The organism is Roseovarius sp. W115 (genome assembly GCF_032842945.2).
GTDB lineage: Bacteria > Pseudomonadota > Alphaproteobacteria > Rhodobacterales > Rhodobacteraceae > Roseovarius > Roseovarius rhodophyticola.
The window spans coordinates 1,045,890-1,063,021 of record NZ_CP146606.1; the positions used below are offsets into that span (position 1 = coordinate 1,045,890).

At 57.6% G+C, this 17,132-nt stretch carries 18 protein-coding genes and 2 pseudogenes; 17 read left to right on the plus strand and 3 right to left on the minus strand.

Going from position 1 to position 17,132, the window contains the following annotated elements; genetic code table 11:
- Positions 1-53: 53 nt before the first annotated feature.
- Entirely contained in the window at positions 54-1,010 is a 957-nt protein-coding gene (accD, locus tag RZS32_RS05355) for an acetyl-CoA carboxylase, carboxyltransferase subunit beta (RefSeq protein ID WP_317055992.1), read from the plus strand.
- On the plus strand, positions 1,007-2,281 hold the full coding sequence (locus tag RZS32_RS05360; RefSeq protein ID WP_317055993.1) for a bifunctional folylpolyglutamate synthase/dihydrofolate synthase: 1,275 nt from the start codon (positions 1,007-1,009) through the stop codon (positions 2,279-2,281). Before accD ends, RZS32_RS05360 begins: the two co-directional genes overlap by 4 nt.
- Positions 2,282-2,307: 26 nt before the next feature.
- On the opposite strand, the gene RZS32_RS05365 is transcribed toward RZS32_RS05360, so the two are convergent.
- Positions 2,308-2,979, minus strand: coding sequence for a GntR family transcriptional regulator (locus RZS32_RS05365; protein ID WP_317055994.1), 672 nt, complete (start codon positions 2,977-2,979; stop codon positions 2,308-2,310).
- 62 nt (positions 2,980-3,041) lie between these two features.
- On the opposite strand from RZS32_RS05365, the gene RZS32_RS05370 reads away from it, so the two are divergent.
- From RZS32_RS05370 to RZS32_RS05440, 15 genes and pseudogenes are all read left to right on the plus strand, one after another.
- Positions 3,042-4,301 carry a hypothetical protein gene (locus tag RZS32_RS05370; RefSeq protein WP_339106831.1) on the plus strand — a complete coding sequence of 420 codons (1,260 nt, stop codon included), beginning with the start codon at positions 3,042-3,044 and terminating at the stop codon, positions 4,299-4,301.
- A gap of 9 nt (positions 4,302-4,310) precedes the next feature.
- Positions 4,311-4,847, plus strand: coding sequence for a hypothetical protein (locus RZS32_RS05375; protein ID WP_317055998.1), 537 nt, complete (start codon positions 4,311-4,313; stop codon positions 4,845-4,847).
- A 212-nt stretch (positions 4,848-5,059) separates the two neighbouring features.
- Positions 5,060-6,573 (plus strand): annotated as a pseudogene (gene ffh, locus RZS32_RS05380) (signal recognition particle protein).
- A gap of 45 nt (positions 6,574-6,618) precedes the next feature.
- Positions 6,619-7,188: a GNAT family N-acetyltransferase gene (locus tag RZS32_RS05385; RefSeq protein WP_317055999.1), complete on the plus strand. Its 570-nt coding sequence runs from the start codon at positions 6,619-6,621 to the stop codon at positions 7,186-7,188.
- The gene (locus tag RZS32_RS05390) at positions 7,185-7,772 is read left to right on the plus strand and encodes a GNAT family N-acetyltransferase (RefSeq protein WP_317056000.1); all 588 of its coding nucleotides are present in this window, start codon (positions 7,185-7,187) and stop codon (positions 7,770-7,772) included. Before RZS32_RS05385 ends, RZS32_RS05390 begins: the two co-directional genes overlap by 4 nt.
- A 1-nt stretch (position 7,773) precedes the next feature.
- Positions 7,774-8,379 carry a GNAT family N-acetyltransferase gene (locus RZS32_RS05395; RefSeq protein ID WP_317056001.1) on the plus strand — a complete coding sequence of 202 codons (606 nt, stop codon included), beginning with the start codon at positions 7,774-7,776 and terminating at the stop codon, positions 8,377-8,379.
- A complete protein-coding gene (locus RZS32_RS05400) occupies positions 8,372-8,668 on the plus strand; it encodes a chorismate mutase (RefSeq protein ID WP_317056002.1) in 297 nt (98 codons plus the stop codon). Before RZS32_RS05395 ends, RZS32_RS05400 begins: the two co-directional genes overlap by 8 nt.
- Positions 8,669-8,716: 48 nt before the next feature.
- A pseudogene (gene rpsP, locus RZS32_RS05405) lies at positions 8,717-9,109 on the plus strand (30S ribosomal protein S16); the annotation flags it as partial.
- Between the two features lie 107 nt (positions 9,110-9,216).
- A complete protein-coding gene (gene bluB / locus RZS32_RS05410; protein WP_317056004.1) occupies positions 9,217-9,846 on the plus strand; it encodes a 5,6-dimethylbenzimidazole synthase in 630 nt (209 codons plus the stop codon).
- A 3-nt stretch (positions 9,847-9,849) separates the two neighbouring features.
- Positions 9,850-9,999, plus strand: a complete 150-nt coding sequence (locus RZS32_RS05415) for a hypothetical protein (RefSeq protein WP_317056005.1) — start codon at positions 9,850-9,852, stop codon at positions 9,997-9,999.
- Positions 9,996-10,259 (plus strand): hypothetical protein, encoded by a 264-nt coding sequence (locus RZS32_RS05420; RefSeq protein ID WP_317056006.1) that lies wholly within the window; start codon positions 9,996-9,998, stop codon positions 10,257-10,259. The genes RZS32_RS05415 and RZS32_RS05420 overlap by 4 nt, the downstream gene beginning before the upstream one ends.
- A complete protein-coding gene (rimM, locus tag RZS32_RS05425; protein WP_317056007.1) occupies positions 10,256-10,762 on the plus strand; it encodes a ribosome maturation factor RimM in 507 nt (168 codons plus the stop codon). The genes RZS32_RS05420 and rimM overlap by 4 nt, the downstream gene beginning before the upstream one ends.
- A 3-nt stretch (positions 10,763-10,765) precedes the next feature.
- Positions 10,766-11,578, plus strand: coding sequence for a hypothetical protein (locus RZS32_RS05430; protein ID WP_317056008.1), 813 nt, complete (start codon positions 10,766-10,768; stop codon positions 11,576-11,578).
- Positions 11,575-12,363, plus strand: coding sequence for a tRNA (guanosine(37)-N1)-methyltransferase TrmD (gene trmD / locus RZS32_RS05435; RefSeq protein WP_317056009.1), 789 nt, complete (start codon positions 11,575-11,577; stop codon positions 12,361-12,363). The genes RZS32_RS05430 and trmD overlap by 4 nt, the downstream gene beginning before the upstream one ends.
- Before the next feature lie 189 nt (positions 12,364-12,552).
- The gene (locus RZS32_RS05440; RefSeq protein ID WP_317056010.1) at positions 12,553-14,163 is read left to right on the plus strand and encodes a P-loop ATPase, Sll1717 family; all 1,611 of its coding nucleotides are present in this window, start codon (positions 12,553-12,555) and stop codon (positions 14,161-14,163) included.
- 357 nt (positions 14,164-14,520) lie between these two features.
- On the opposite strand, the gene RZS32_RS05445 is transcribed toward RZS32_RS05440, so the two are convergent.
- Positions 14,521-15,729, minus strand: coding sequence for an acyl-CoA dehydrogenase family protein (locus RZS32_RS05445; RefSeq protein ID WP_317056011.1), 1,209 nt, complete (start codon positions 15,727-15,729; stop codon positions 14,521-14,523).
- A 185-nt stretch (positions 15,730-15,914) separates the two neighbouring features.
- Complete coding sequence (locus RZS32_RS05450; protein WP_422395957.1) at positions 15,915-16,943, minus strand: helix-turn-helix domain-containing protein; 1,029 nt, start codon at positions 16,941-16,943, stop codon at positions 15,915-15,917.
- Positions 16,944-17,132: the final 189 nt, after the last annotated feature.

A 17,132-nucleotide genomic window follows, 5' to 3' on the forward strand; every position in this document is an offset into this window, starting at 1 on the left:
CGCAACCCCCATTATTTCAGGGAAAGCTACGGGATAAAGGGGCAGTCGCACCTATGAACTGGATCACCAACTACGTGCGGCCACGCATCAATTCGATCTTTTCGCGCCGCGAAGTGCCCGAAAACCTTTGGTCGAAATGCGATGAATGCGGCACGATGCTCTTTCACCGCGAGCTAAAAGAAAACCTGAATGTCTGCACGTCTTGCGGACATCATATGCCCATTACACCGCGGGACCGCTTTGAAACACTCTTCGACGGCGGGGCCTTTGCCGAAATAGAGGTTCCCCTGCCCACGGCGGATCCTCTGCAGTTCCGTGACCAAAAGAAATACCCCGATCGTATGAAAACCGCGCAGAAGGACACAGGCGAAAAAGACGCCATGCTCGTGGCCTCTGGCGAAATCGGGCGTACCCCGGTGATCGTTGCGGCCCAGGATTTTTCCTTCATGGCCGGGTCGATGGGCATGTATGTGGGCAACGCCATCATCAAGGCGGCAGAAGAAGCGGTGAAGCACAAACGTCCTCTGATCCTGTTTTCCGCCGCTGGCGGCGCACGAATGCAAGAAGGCATCCTGAGCCTGATGCAAATGCCGCGCACAACCGTGGCCGTGCAGATGCTCAAAGAAGCCAACTTGCCCTATATCGTCGTGCTCACGCACCCCACCACCGGCGGCGTGACCGCGTCCTACGCGATGCTGGGTGATGTGCATATCGCAGAACCCAACGCGCTTATCTGCTTTGCCGGCCCCCGTGTGATCGAACAGACAATCCGTGAAAAACTGCCCGAAGGGTTCCAGCGCGCCGAATACCTGCTCGACCACGGCATGCTCGACCGTGTCACGCCTCGTGGTGACATGCGCGATGAACTGATCACCATCACGCGCATGCTCCTGGGATTGCCACCTGCCGTGAAAGGCGACCTGCCAGCCCCGGAAGCCGACGAGACCCCCGAGGCCGCAAAATCGGACGCCACGGAAGCGCCCGACGCGAAAGACACCCCCAAGACATGAGCCCCACATCCTCGGACGTCATCCTTGAGCGGATGATGTCGCTGCACCCCAAGATCATCGATCTCACTCTGGATCGGGTCTGGCGCCTGCTGGATCGCCTCGGCAACCCGCAAGAGGCACTGCCCCCCGTCATCCATATCGCCGGAACCAATGGCAAAGGCTCCACCCTTGCCATGATCCGCGCCGGGATCGAAGGCGCAGGCCAACGCGCCCATGCCTATACATCACCGCACCTTGCCCGGTTTCACGAGCGCATACGCCTCGCGGGCGACCTGATCTCCGAACCGGATCTCAACGCCGTGCTCGATGAATGCTACGCCGCCAACGGCGACGCGCCCATCACCTATTTCGAAATCACCACCTGTGCCGCTTTGCTTGCCATGTCACGGGTCAAAGCTGACTTCACATTGCTAGAGGTCGGCCTTGGCGGACGACTGGATGCCACCAATGTCATCGCCAAGCCTGCCCTGACGATCATCACACCTGTGTCGATGGATCACGAGCAATTCCTCGGCGACACATTGGCAGCGATTGCAGGCGAAAAGGCGGGCATAATCAAGCGCAGCGTGCCTTGTGTGGTGAGCCCACAAGCCGATGACGCCATGGACGTGATTGAGGCCAAGGCACGCAGTTTGGGTGCGCCTCTGTTGGCATATGGCCAACACTGGCACGTCACCACCGAACGCGGGCGGCTCATCTTTCAGGATGAGCACGGCCTGCGCGATCTGCCCCTGCCCAACCTGCCCGGCGCGCATCAGATCGAGAATGCCGGCGCGGCCATCGCCGCACTGCGCCACTTGAATTTGGGGGATGCCGCCATTGAAGCCGCCGTAACATCCGCCCACTGGCCGGCCCGCATGCAGCGCCTGACGGAGGGCGCACTTGCGCAAACCGCACCCGAGGCCGAACTCTGGCTCGACGGGGGCCACAACCCCGCCGCCGGTCAAGCTCTGGCGAACCACATCGCAACCCTGCCCCAACGCCCCACGCACCTGATCTGCGGGATGCTGAACACCAAGGATATCTCCGGCTACCTGACCCCCCTGGCCACTGTGGCCGATAGCCTGACAGCCGTTTCAATCCCCGGAGAGGCCAACACCCTGCCCGCCGCAGACACAGCCGCCGCAGCCAATTCCGCAGGATTCACCGCAACAGCCGCCGACAGCGTTGAAGACGCCCTGCATCAGATCACGGCACAAACACCTAATGCTCGTATCCTGATCTGTGGCTCACTTTATCTGGCGGGGCATATCTTGCGGGAGAACGGGTAACGACAGCGCCTCGGCGCAATCACGCCTTACTCCGCAAACTGCTCTTCAAACAAGGCCGCTGCGTCGCCAATATGACGTCTCAGACACGCCTCAGCCGCCGCGCTGTCACGCTTGCGACAGGCTTCGATCAGCTCGATATGCTCCGCGTCGGATTTGGCGCGCATTCCGGGCGGGGCTTTCAAAATGCATAGATACCGATCCGCCGCATTGAACAAAATATCGACCTGCGACAAAAGCCGCGGCCGGTTGCAGGGGCGGTAAAGCGTCATGTGAAACGCATGATTGAGTTGACCAAAACTAAGTGGGTCTGCCTCTGCGATATCCTGCTGAATACGTTCAGCCCCATCAATTTGAGCGTTGGTCAGATGCGCCATGGCCGACCGCATCGCCACACATTCAAGCGCCAGCCGCATGTCATAGATGTCGCGAAAATCATTCAGGCTGGTCTCTGCCACGTGGGTGCGCTTGTTGCTTTCGACGTTCACAAAGCCCATGGTTTCCAGATGCCGGATCGCCTCGCGAATGGGCATGCGGCTCACCCCAAATCTTTCTGCCAGCGCCTCCTGCCCCAAAGGCGCCCCCGGCGCGATCACGCCCCTAACAATGTCATTACGAATTTCCGTCACGATATCAGCCACTTGCGCGCTGGATATTTTGACGGGTGCGAATGCATCAGAGGATCGAACCGGAGCTTTCATAAACCAAGCATATCAGAACCAGTTGTTGACAGAAGTTATATTTTGTATCCAAAATTACCTTTATGAATACAATTCTTGTCAAAACTCTCTTTTTCCTCCTCGGCCTCACTGGTCTGGCATGGGCGCAAGAGGCCCCACGTTCGTTTTGTATTTTGGAGCCGCATGATCAGCTTTGCCCGGTCTTCCCCGAAGATCAGCCTGATTTCAGCCGCTTCTTTGAATACCGCGTCGTCAACGCCCCCGCCCAAGCGCCCTTCGATGAATACGCATGGCAAGCCTTTGTCGCTCTGAATTGGGATGCCGTTCGGCCCGGCAGCAATCTGCATGGATGGCGCGATTACGCCCGTGGCACTGAAGTGATGCGCACAGCCGATCCGGCGTGCCAAGCCTCCTCGCCTGAAACCGTGGTTCCCGACATCAGACAATCAGATGGCAACACTCTGATTGATCAAGCGGGCAACTTTATCGTTTACGAAAAGCGAATGAACACCGTTGCGCTCACCTATATCCTTGAAAATGAATTGAATATCCCGGAACAGCGGGCGCAGTTTGACCAAAAGATCAACTTCCCCTTGGGCGTGGATCAAGATCAGCCCGCCTCAGTGCTGATCAAAACAGCCTGGCGGATTCTGGATAGTTCCGGGTCCGAATATGTGGAAGCCTCTGGATTAATCCCGATCCCCAAACGACACACTCTCGAAAACCAAGACGCATGCCTGTCCGTGCGGCTCGGGCTAGTCGGAATGCATGTCGTCGCCAAGGTTCAAAGCGGCAACGGGGACAAATGGATCTGGGCCACGTTCGAGCATGTCGACAATGTTCCAACAGCACAAAACGCACGTGATATCAATTCACTATACGCCCAATCCCTCTTTCCGGACGGGTGTTTGCCTCCGGAAACACACTCCATCTCTGACTACCTTCTGTTTGACGCGACCTGCCCGGATTGCCCCACCAATGAGGCACCACCGGTAAGCTTGTTGTGGTCAGAAACACCCCCTTTGCACGCAATCTGGAAGGCACTCCGGCGCATCCATCACAGGTCGTTCGGTGCTGGGACATCTTTAGCCCCACACAGGAAACCAACACGGTCTGGCAGGCAAAACTGGCCGGGTCCAAACTGGTCAATTATATGCTCGTCTCGTCGCAATGGCGCGGGGCCAATCCCGATCCGATCTTCGAGCACGGAGAACTGCCCAGATACCTCAGCAACACCACGATGGAGACTTACCTTCAGACAGATCCCAGTGGCACGTGCCTGGGCTGTCACGCGGGGGCCGAAACCGCCGAAGGGGCGTTTTCGGATTTCACCTTTCTATTGAGGAACTGAGATGAAGCGCTTTCTGATAGGTCTAGCCGCCACTTTACTTGCTGCAGGGCCCCTGACAGCCCAAGCCGCAGAGTGCCTTGCCACATTTCAGGTAGAGACCGAAGCTGATCACGGCACACTGCCTTCAGGTTCTATATTGCAGGGCGATATTGCCTATTCCGAAGGCCGCGCTCTGCGCATGGGCAATGAAACCGTGTCTTACCTGTCCACCGGTACGATCCGTGTCGTGGCCCCCGATGGCAGTTCCATCAGCGGCGTGGTGCGCGCCGTGCACATGGTCCGCACACCGCATTTTGCCGATTACGCCTCGTTTGACGCCAAGAACGTCGACGGCAACCTTGGCGGAATAAGCGCTTATGAAGACCCGCTATTGATCACGCTCTTTGCGCCACGCGGATCGCTGGAGAGCTTTGACTTGCCCAAGGACACCGAAGGGTGGACCGCGCTCAGCCGACGGCAGGTGTTTCAGGTCCACACACCTGACACGATGTGGACCCTGCCGGGACGCGTGTTCGACTTCGAAGCTACGTGCAAATGACCAGTTTGCGAAACGCAGACAGACTTGACTCCATGCCCCCACAGGCCTAAACGCCCCTCAATATCACGGAAGGCATCTGTTCTTCCGGTCCCTTGGGCATCTGCCCGGGATCGCCCCCCACCAGCGAGTTTCGCCCGTGGGGGCGTTTATCGTTTGAACCGTTGCCCCTATCTTAGAGGTGACATCCCGAAACCGGCAAAGGAGGCCGAGGCATGTTTGAAAATCTTTCCGAACGTCTCTCCGGCGTTTTTGACCGGCTCACCAAACAAGGCGCGCTCTCTGAGGATGACGTCAAGACAGCCCTGCGCGAAGTGCGCGTGGCCTTGCTGGAGGCGGACGTCTCACTGCCCGTCGCACGCGATTTCATCAAACGTGTGCAAGAGGCCGCCACAGGTCAGGCCGTCACCAAATCGGTCACACCCGGCCAACAGGTCGTCAAGATCGTGAACGACGCGCTGGTTGAAACCCTGTCAGGAGACGAAGACCCCGGCGCGCTCAAGATCGACAACCCGCCAGCGCCCATCCTTATGGTCGGCCTGCAGGGCTCAGGCAAAACCACCACCACAGCCAAACTTGCCAAACGCCTCAAGGATCGTGAGGGCAAACGCGTTCTGATGGCCTCGCTCGACGTCAACCGCCCGGCGGCGATGGAACAGCTTGAAATCTTGGGCCGTCAAATCGGCGTCGACACGCTTCCCATCGTGAAAGGCGAAGATCCTGTCGCCATCGCCAAACGCGCCAAAACACAGGCCGGGCTTGGCGGCTATGACGTCTACATGCTCGATACCGCGGGTCGGTTGCATATCGACCAGGAACTCATTGCTCAGGCCGCCGCCGTGCGGGATGTCGCCAATCCGCGTGAAACGCTTCTGGTGGTCGACGGCCTCACCGGTCAGGACGCGGTGAACGTCGCCACTGAGTTTGACGACAAGATCGGTGTCTCCGGCGTGGTCCTCACCCGGATGGACGGCGACGGACGGGGCGGCGCGGCCCTCTCCATGCGCGCCGTCACAGGTAAACCCATCCGCTTTGTCGGTCTTGGCGAAAAGATGGACGCGCTCGAAACCTTCGAGCCTGAGCGCATCGCAGGTCGCATCCTTGGCATGGGCGACATCGTCAGCCTTGTGGAGAAGGCGCAAGAGACCATCGAGGCCGAACAGGCCGAGCGCATGATGAAGCGCTTCCAGAAGGGGCAGTTCAACATGAACGACCTCAAGATGCAGCTTGAGCAAATGCAAAAAATGGGCGGCATGGAAGGCGTCATGTCGATGATGCCCGGCATGGGTAAAATGCAAAAGCAGATGTCTGAGGCCGGTATCGACGACAAGATCATCGCGCGCCAGATCGCCTTGGTGAACTCCATGACCAAGAAAGAACGCGCCAACCCCAAGATCCTGCAAGCCAGCCGCAAGAAACGCATCGCCATCGGCGCAGGCCTTGAGGTCAGCGAGTTGAACAAACTGCTGAAAATGCAGCGCCAGATGTCCGACATGATGAAAAAAATGGGCAAGATGGGCAAAGGCGGCATGCTCAAACAGGCTATGAAAGGCATGTTCGGCAAAGGCGGCCCCTCCCCCGAAGACATGGCGGCAGGCATGGATCCCAAAGCGCTGGAACAAGCCGCCAAGCAAATGGGCAAGGGGCTTCCCGGCGGTGGCCTGCCCGGTCTGGGCGGTGGCGGCTCTCCTCTCCCCCCGGCCTCTCAGGCTTTGGCAAAAAGAAATAGCCTGATGCTTCTTTCTTGTCCTAAATACCCAAATGGCGCGCCCGCATGACCCTGAGCCTCGCCATCCCCACCTTGGAGACGCCGCGCCTTGTGCTGCGCGGCCCCAAACCTGCGGATTTCGATCCGCTGGCCGCGTTCCTGTTGGACAAAGACCGCTCCTGGGGGTTCGGCACGGAAAAGGACCGCCCCAAGGCCTGGCGCTGGTTCGCGCTCTCCATCGGGCACTGGGCGCTCAAGGGCTATGGCTATTTCACCATGGAGTGGAAAGAAACCGGCGAAGCTTGCGGCATCACCGGCATATGGGATCCCGAAGGCTGGCCCGAACCTGAAATCGGCTGGGTCGTCTATGCGGGTTTTGAGGGGCGCGGCATTGCCTTCGAGGGCGCCGAACGCGCGCGGCGGTGGGCCTATGAAGATCTCGGACTGACCACGCTCACCTCCAACATCGTGCCCGGCAATGACCGCTCTGTTGCTCTGGCCGAGCGGCTAGGCGCTCAATTCGAACGCGCCTATGACAATGTCGAAATGGGGGCTGAGCACCTTTATCGCCACCCGGGTCCGGCCGAGCTTGGGCTTGAGACTGACGCCGATGGCAGTCCGGAGGCCTACGCATGACGGACCTAGACATGCTCATGGAAAAACCTTCGACACCTGCGGCCATGGCGCAGGCGCGGGAGTTCTCCGCGCATTTGCCGAGCCTGCAAACCGACCGCCTCACATTGCGCGCGCCTGTGCTCTCAGATTTTGACGCCTATACCCAAATCACCTGTAGCGCGCGTGGCAAAGGGTTGGGCGGGCCGTTCAGCCGCGATGACGCATGGTATGATTTTGCCACAATGGTCGGCACATGGCTGTTGCGCGGGCATGGGATTTGGTCTGTTGAAGAAACCGCAACGGAACAGTTGCTGGGCTTCGTGGTGATCGGCTTTGAACCCGGCGATCAGCATCATGAGCTGGGCTACATGATGCTGGAAGACACGGAAGGCCGGGGCTATGCCACGGAAGCTGCGAAAGCCGCACGCGCCTATGCGCAGAACAGCTTGAACATTCAAGTGCTCGACAGCTACATCTTTCCCGGAAACACCAAGTCCATTGCTCTGGCGGAACGCCTTGGCGCGACATGTGTGGGCGAAATTTCCTATCCCGAGGATGACGCACCATCGCTCGTCTACCGTCACCCCAATCCGGCGGAGGCATAAGATGGGCCATCGCGATATCCCGACATTGGACACCAAAAGGCTGATCCTGCGCGCCCCTGCATCCGAGGATTACCCGGATTTCAAGGCCACCTTCGCCTCTTACCGCTCGCGCTTCATGGGCGGGCCGCTCAATGCCTATGAGGCCTGGATGCTCTATGCCGCCGAGATCGGGCACTGGGAAATTCGCGGCTATGGCATGTGGATGATCCACGACCGTGCCACGGATGAGACCCTGGGGATGGCCGGCGGCTGGTTCCCGGCCAAATGGCCCGAGCGTGAGATTGCGTGGATCATCTGGCCGGACAAGGCCGGTCATGGCTATGCGCTGGAGGCCACACATAAAGTGCGGACCTACCTCTACACCGAATGCAACTGGGACAGCGCGGTCAGCTACATTGACCCCAAGAACCTCGATTCCATCCGGCTGGCAGAGCGTCTTGGCTGTGTGAAGGACCCTGACGCGCCCACGATTGACGGCTCTGACGCGGTCTATCGCCACCCCGGCCCGGACCGTCTCGCCTCGGGCCAGATCCGCGACGGTATCGAGCTTGAGATCGCGCATTACGCCGACCCCCTCTTTAAACCGAAAGGATGGGCTCTTGACTGACGCAACCACCCGCGCCGCAGACCTGCTCAAAGAGCACCGCGAAAGCATCGACCGGCTCGATGCCATTCTCGTCTACACACTGGGCGAGCGGTTCAAACACACCCAGGCCGTGGGCAAGCTCAAGGCCGAACATGACCTTCCCCCGTCCGATCCGACCCGCGAAGCGGCGCAGATCGCACGGCTTGAAGATTTGGCAAACCGGGCCGATCTCGACCCGGAATTCGCCAAGAAGTTTCTGAACTTCATCATCGCTGAGGTTATTCAGCACCACAAACAACACCAAACGTAGGGCGGGGTTCACCCCGCCAAACCACGCCATTCCAAGGAGAACACTAAAATGGCCATGAAAATCCGACTTGCCCGTGGCGGCAGCAAGAAACGCCCCTTCTATCGCATCGTGGCAGCTGACAGCCGCATGCCACGCGATGGTCGCTTCATTGAAAAGCTGGGCACATATAACCCGCTGCTTCCAAAAGACAGCGAAGAGCGCGTGAAAATGAACATGGAACGCATCCAGTACTGGCTTGACCAGGGCGCACAGCCTTCGGACCGCATCGCGCGTTTCCTCGAAGCGGCTGGTCATTCGGAAAAGACAGAACGCAACAACCCCAACAAGGGCGAGCCCGGTCAGAAAGCCAAGGACCGCGCCGAGGAGAAGGCCGAGAAAGCCAAAGCTGCAGAAGAAGCACCAGCTGAGGAAGCACCGGTCGAAGAGGCCGCCGCAGAAGAAGCCCCTGCTGAGGAAGCGCCTGCCGAAGAGGCCGCCGCAGAAGAGGCACCTACAGAGGAAGCGCCCGCCGAGGAAGCCGAGGAAAGCTGATCTTGGCCTGATCTGGAATGTCGACGTTTTCCCAAGACTTCCAGTCCGAGCTATCGGAATTGATGCGGTGGCGGCGTGATGTGCGCCACTTCCGCACCGATCCGGTGGACGCCACGGTTTTGTCCGCCTGTCTTGACGCCTTTCTCTTGGCCCCATCCGTGGGGCTGAGTGAGCCGTGGCGGCTTGTGCGTCTGGACAGTGCGGCCGCCCGGCAGGCGGCGCTGACAAATTTCACCGCGGCCAATGCCGAGGCGCTCGAAGGCTATGCCGGAGACCGCGCACAGCTTTATAGCCGCCTGAAACTCTCGGGCATGCAAGAGGCCCCGGTGCAACTGGCAGTCTTTTGCGACGAGGCCACCGACAAAGGTCAGGGGCTGGGCGCGGGCACCATGCCAGAGATGCGCCGCTACTCGGTCGTGGCCGCCATCACGCAATTCTGGCTTGCCGCGCGCGCGGCGGGCCTTGGCGTGGGGTGGGTGTCGATCCTGGATCCCGAACGGCTTCGGCGCGATCTTGATGTCCCGGAAAGCTGGCGGCTGGTGGCCTATCTCTGTGTGGGTTGGCCCGAAGCCGATCACCAATCCCCCGAGCTGGAACGCGCCGGATGGGAAGACCGCCGCGGCACCCTGCCCATAGAGGAGCGCTAGGACATGTTTCGCCTCATACGCCTTGTGATCTTCACCATGCTCGCCTTCGTCGCAGGCGTGTTCTATGAGCGGAGCAACACAAGCCAAGCCTGTGACGCGCTTGGGGGCGACATGGCGGGTGGGCTTTGTGTGAGCGGGGGCACTTCGCAATGACTTTCGTCATTTTGCTTCTCGGCGGAGCGGCAGCAGTTGTACTAGCTATTCTAGCTTTAGCAATCGTCGCTACGAAAGACCGACCAATAGTGAGCTTTCTAACTATTTTTGCGGTGTTGGTGTTTGCCTTCACGCTCGGTGGGCTTTGGCAAAAAACGACGTTCGTAAACCGCCATCTCGATATGTGCGGCGACGAAACTTCAAGATACTTTGTAAAGTACGGACGCTTTGATCCCTATTGCGAGGTTTTTGCAAAATGACCGACCGCATCTGCATCGCTGCCATCGCAGGCGCCTTTGGCGTCCGGGGTGAGGTACGGCTCAAGGCTTTTACCGCCACGCCCGAGGATGTGGCCGCCTATGGCGCGGTCACGACCGAAGATGCGGCACAAAGCTTTACCATCACTCTCAGCGGCCAGACCACCAAGGGCGCCCTCATCGCCCGGCTGTCTGGCATCGCCACCAAGGAACAGGCCGAGGCGCTCAAAGGCACGCGGCTTTATGTGGACCGCACTCGCCTGCCGAACCTGCCCAATGATGAATATTACCACGCCGATCTCATCGGGCTGGAGGTCTATGATACCGGCGGCACGCTTTTGGGCGCGGTGAAATCCGTGCTCAATCACGGCGCGTCGGACATCCTCGAAGTCCAGGTCCCTGGCCTGCCCGCGCCCGCGCTTCTGCCCTTCACACTCGAAGCGGTGCCCACCGTTGACCTGACCGCTGGCCGCATCATCGCCGACCCGCCTGACGGGGTGTTCTGAGCCATGCACGTGATCCTGCATCCGGGCTTTCACAAGACGGGCACCTCCAGCCTGCAACGCGGTCTGGCCGCACATGACTCAATCATGGCGCCGCGCCTGCGTTATGTTTTGATGACCGAAATGCCGGAAGTGATCCGGGCCGCGCGGAAATACTCGCGCAAACCCAAGCCGATGAACCTCGTGGCCTTTGGCGAGGCCTTCGACGCCTGCCTAGAAGCGCTTGAAGACGACACCTCCCGCCCCCTGCTGATCACGAGCGAAGATCTCTCCGGCCTGATCCCGGGCAAGTTCGGCGTCGAAACCTATGCGGCCTCATCCGCGCTGATGGATCGTGCTGTGGACAGGGTATTGGCGCGATTTGGGCCTGAGACCAAAATCGACATCTGGTACACCACCCGCGCACCTGAGGCGTGGTTGCGCAGCGTCTATTACCAACTTTTGCGCGGCACGCGTCTGACCGAAGACTTCGCCAAGTTTCAAATGAACTGGGCCAATGCCGCCCGGCTTGAGGATGTCGTTGCCGAGACCGCGCGGCTGGTTGAACACAAAGCAACCGTCGATGCCGGACGGCTGGAAGTCTGCGCAAATACGGCACTCGGGCCTCTTGGCATGTTTCTGGACCGGTATCGCATCTCGACCCAAGGCCTGCCGCCCTTGCCGGTGGAGAACGTACAGCCGCACGGCGTTGCAGAAGAGCTTTTGGCCATCAACCGCTCCAAAATGAGCGACAAGGTCGCCACCGAAGCCAAACGCCGCATCCTCAACAAATATCGCAGCGCCGGAGCGACAACCCAAGCGGCAGGAGGATCGGCATGAGCGAGCCCCCCAGCAAGTCGCACGGACGCAAGTCCATCTCCGCCTCGCTCCAGCCACGCAGCCTGATGGAGGGCGAAGACCGGCTCGCCCGGGCCTGGCGTGCGGTGGTGATCACGCTCCTGCCCGAAAGCTTTCCCGGCATTCTGGGGCAAAGCCTGACGGGCAAGGCGCTCAAGGATGGCATCTGGCAACTTGACCCCATCGACCTGCGCCCCTTTGGAGAGGGCAAGCATCGCAACGTGGATGACACACCCGCGGGCGGCGGGGCAGGCATGGTGCTCAGGCCGGATGTGATGGGTCGTGCCATTGAGCACGCCCAAACCCGCGCCGCCCCCGGCGCACCGCTGATCTATCTCAGCCCGCGTGGCAAACCCTTTGATCAGGGTCGCGCGCGCGCCTTGGCCAAAGGACCCGGCGCGACACTGATTTGTGGCCGGTTTGAAGGGCTCGATCAACGGGTGATTGACCACTACGAGATCGAAGAGGTCTCCATCGGCGACTACGTTCTCACCGGCGGCGAACTGGCCGCACAAGTGATGCTCGACGCGGTTGTGCGCCTTCTTCCCGGCGTGTTGGGCAACGAGGCCTCGACCGAAGAAGAAAGCTTTTCCGAAGGTCTTCTGGAACACCCCCAATACACCCGTCCGGCAGACTGGCAGGGCCACGCGATCCCCGATGTCCTGATGTCCGGCCATCACGGCGAGATCGCCAAGTGGCGGCGAGAGATGGCGGAAAAGCTGACCAAGCGGAGGCGGCCGGATTTATGGGAAAAGAAGAAAAGTTGACCTCTTACTAACCACAACTTGCCAAATATGCATAAGTGGCGTGTCCTGAAACTAATGAAAAAAGCAAAGCCACAATTCCAGATTTTGCATTGTGGACACTTAGCAGTCATCAAGTTAACCTAAAAAATGGTAGTAGTGGCAACTCTCAAACTACGTATGATTGAATTTTTACTGTGAGAGAAAGTTAAAGTGGCACCAAGTATCAGTGTTTTAAAAAACTTATCGCATTATCAAAAAGTCCAGCTTCGTCAGTATTTTACCCTGTCCCAGCCTTTCGGCCCTAGAAGCAGCGAAGACATCGGAGAAGATGACCTCGTTCAATCATTGATTTTCAACACAAGAAACTCGGTTTGGAAGTCTTATCAAGGTGATCCAAAGTTCATCGTAGGTCGACGTGGTTCTGGAAAGACAACCATCGTTTCTCGAACAGAACTTAGAGGCCGCTTCAAGTACCTAAACTTCGCCGAGATGTCAGTTTTGGCTGAAAAAGTCGATCAGGCACTTTTTTCGAAAAACCAACTAAAAATGGGGTTAACAGAACGCTGTGCAAAATACTGGGATTTTGTACTTAACATTCAGCTTATGATTGAAGTTGTAAGAAGCAATCCGTCCGCATCTTTATCCCGAATTACATCATTTCTGGAATCTCTCGAAGGCTCTCCATTAGATAATAATAGCTACCTCAAAAAGGCGTTTAAAGCAACCAACAGCGTTGAACTGAACAATAGCATAGGATTCTTACTAACTTCTATTCGTAGCTTCTTGGACGCAATCGCACATGGGTACCATGATGCGCTCTCAGACTTAGATTTTTTTCTGAAAGAAAGCAATCAAAGGTCGGTTGTTGTGCTTGATAACTTGGAAGAATATGATCTAACTGATTATCGCACAGAGCAAATCCTAAAAGGGCTATTAAAGTGTGCGGGCTCGTTCGGCAATTCCTATAGGCAAATCAGGGTCTGTATTCCAGCGGAACACTATTTCGAAGTAAAAGCTATTTCATCCAATGTGACCAAAGACTTCGGCAATGCGATTATTCTGCACTGGAGCCCGCTAGAACTTATGAGGATTGCCGCTTGGCGCTATCTGGTTTTTCTTTCCTGTCACAATCATATGCAACGGTTGAACAGGTTTGACACCGTTGACTTATCAAAGCGTGCAGACGTGAAGTTTGTATTGTCTGACTTCCTACCGATTACAACCAAAAACACTATGAAAAAGGACGAGAACTCACTCGTATACATTTTCAGACATACGCAATTGCTACCCAGACAGTTAATCATGACGCTTAACTCGATCTTCAAGAGCTCCAACGGTGAGACATTTAACTACGATGCAAGCGTTCTGGGTGGGATAAAGCAGATAGAAGGAGATATATGTGGTGATATTTTTAATGCGTTTCAAACCAAGTATCCTTTTTGCGCTGACTTGTGCGACCGTGTGGTCGAGAACTTGCCACGCTTTTTTGACAGCCGCGAACTACGTCAAGTTTTTGAGCAGTTTGGGACGGTCGCGCTGAGCAATCATCCCGACATTGATTATCATCGGTTTAGACAAATACTCTCTGAAATTGGTGCTATCGGAAAGGTGAAAGGAACATATAAGTTATACAAGGATGCCGACTTTGAGTACGGCTTATCTGGTAGGCTGTCCTTTTCGCCTAAAGACGAAATCTGTCTTCATCCAGCATTTTCCGGAACGTTCGAGACAGCACACAACTCAAAGTCAAAAAAAATTGTGTCCCCGCATCACAAATTTATAAATTTAGATAAATACGTGGACAGAACCTTGGAGCTATAAATGTTGCGTTTCAGTAAAAGTGCGCTCCAAGAAGAATAAACCTGCACTTGATCCAAAGACCATCATCACCTGTACCCCGCCTGTTCGGGGCTCACGTGAGTCGTCTGGACCTGTTTGATGTGGCTAGACACCCTTTGTTTTCTTAGGCCCGGGGCGCTTGTCGCAAAGAGCGGTAAAAACCAAGATATGACGACCTGAACTCTGGCGGGCGCATCTGCGGACCCGGACGAAGACCAAGAGCTCTGAGGCCGCGCATCACTTTGCGGGACCAACCGCAAGCATATAGGAGTTGAAGCGATGGGCATTGTCGCTCAGATCGGGGCGGAACAGTTCCCGCCCCTGAAGGCAAACCCTTTTTCAGGTCCCGTAGCGCAAGTCCGTGTCAGCGCTGTCGCCCTCTCCGTACCCTTTGGGCACTGGCAGGTCCGGCAGGCCCGCCGCCCGCTTTTGCAAGGCCCGACCAATCACAACGCGGCTGATTTCTGTTGTGCCATCCACGATCCGCAGCATCTGTGCCAGACGCGACAGACGGTCCAGGCCGTAGGGTTGCAACAGCCCCATACCGCCTAGCACCTGGGTGCATGTGTTCGCAGCCTTCACCGCCGCATCAGGCACAAACCGCTTGGCATGCGCGGCCATCAACGGCCCCTCGGGCGTGCCCAGCGCCTCTGCTGCCTTGCGGTACAGGAGCTTTGACGCCTCAAGGTCAGTCGCAACTTCGCCAAGCATCCACTGGATGCCATCCAGATCGAGGTTTTTGCCCCCAAACATCTTGCGGTTCTTGGCATAGGACAAGGCCGTATCAAGCGCTGATTGCATCAGGCCACAGCACCCGGACGCAATCGAGACACGCGCAATATCAATCGCCATAAGGGAACCCTGAAGGCCCTGACCAATTGGAAGGATGATGTTGTCTTCGCTCACCACCACATTGTCGAGATACATCTCGGACATGGGCAGGAAAGTGTAGGATGGCGTGTCATACAGCGGGCCAAAGCTGATCCCCGGAGCATCTGCCGGAATGGCAATCATCGCCATATCCTTGTGCCCGGGCGCATCACTGGTTTTGACAACCGTGAAATAGATGTCGGCCTCCGTGGCCAGGCTCACCCAGGCTTTCGCGCCGCTGATGGTCCAGGTGCCATCGTCGTTGATCGTGGCGCGCGTGTACATCTTCATCGGGTCCGAGCCCGATTGCGGTTCGGTCAGCGCAAAGTTGGCCAGCTTGCGCCCAGACGTGAGATCGCGCGCCCATTTGGCCTTGAACGCGTCCGTGCCATAGCCGCATCCCGCGAAAGTGCAGATGTTGTGCATCGAAAGCGCAAAGGCATAGGCTCCATCGCCAAGGCCCAGCTGTTCGTAGACCTGAATGCCTTCGGACAAGGGCAGGCCCTGACCGCCAAACTCTTCGGGGGCGTAAAGCCCGGTCAGCCCCGCAGCCCCGGCTTTGTCTGACGCCTCACGTGGCCATGTCTTCGCGCGGTTCCACGCATCAACATTCGGCAAAATGACCTGCATAGCGTGGTCGCGCGCGGCCTCTAGGATCGGGGCAAGTTTGTCTGACATGGAGATGTCCTTTCACACGGGTTTTTTCGGATAACGCCAAGGCACACCCAATTTCGGCCATGCCCCTGCATCAGATCAATTTGTGAAAAAGCTCTTTTGAACTATTATCTAAAGGCATTCTAGGCGATACAGACCTCACATCGCCATCTCATGCATTGACAGGTTATTGTCCAAAAGTGACAAATTTACTCTGCTTCCGCCTGACTTCGCCGATATGCGCTCGGGGTACTGCCGGTCCACCTTTGAAACGCCCGGTGGAAATTTGCAGCCGAGGAAAACCCCACATCAAGCGCGATGGCCTCAATGCTTTTGCGCCCCGACTGCAAATCGCGGATGGCCATATCGCGGCGCAAGGCATCCTTGATCGCCTGAAAAGAGGTGCCATCCGTCGCCAGCCGGCGGATCAGCGTCCGGGGCGTCATATGCATCGCACGCGCCGCATCATTCAGCGTCGCGTCATGCCACGCGGTCTGGCTCAGATAGGTTCGCACCCGCAGGGATTGGGTATGTTCCCGCGAGCTGGTGAAAATCCAGTCGCGCGGTGCGTTTTGTAAAAACCGGTCAAGATCAGAGCTGTTTCGCGCCTCCACCGGCCCCAGCTTTGCCGCATCAAACGCAATAGAGGTCTCCGACTGACCAAACCGCAAAGGGGCGGGAAAGATGACGGCGTAATCGTGATCAAATTCGGGACGCGCAAAAGCAAACCCCACCGCCTTGACCGGAACCTCATATCCCGCAAGCCACGACATCAACCCATGCGCCAGCTTGAGGATGAGCATATGCCCAAACCTTTGCACAGGTTCCTCCCCGAGCGGCTGCAGGCGCAGCACCAGCTGATGCTCAGACGGGTCCAGCGCAAATTGGTAGTCATCCAGCAGTAGGTTCCAGAATGTCGAAAACCTGTAAAGCGCCGATGCCAGTGACGTGGCTTCTTTCACCGTCGTCAGCAGGTGTTGCAAAGCCCGGGGCCGGATCGGCCGGCTCCAGAGACCCATCATCTCATCGCCTGTTTCCACCGCAGCAAGCTGATAGAGGCACACAATCTGATCCAGCGTCACCCGGCGGTTGGGATGATGCGTCTCGGAACTCAGGCCTGAGCGGCTGAGCAATGAGGCCATCTGCGCCTTGGGGCAAAGGGCGCGCAACGCCACCAGCCAGTCGTCTACAAATGCGCTCGACACAGTGGACAGGATCGTAGGAGAGGCGTGGGTCATGGCAGGGTCATAGAGCGTCATCAGGAGGGCGAAGTAAACCTTCGCTACGACCCTTCCTGCCTATTGATCTGCACGTCCTTTCCCCCTATACCCCGCCTGTCCGGGGCTCGCTTGAGTCGTCTGGACATGTTTGATGTGGCATACCCCTTGTTTTCTTCGGTTTGGGGCCCGCCGCAAAGGACAGCACAG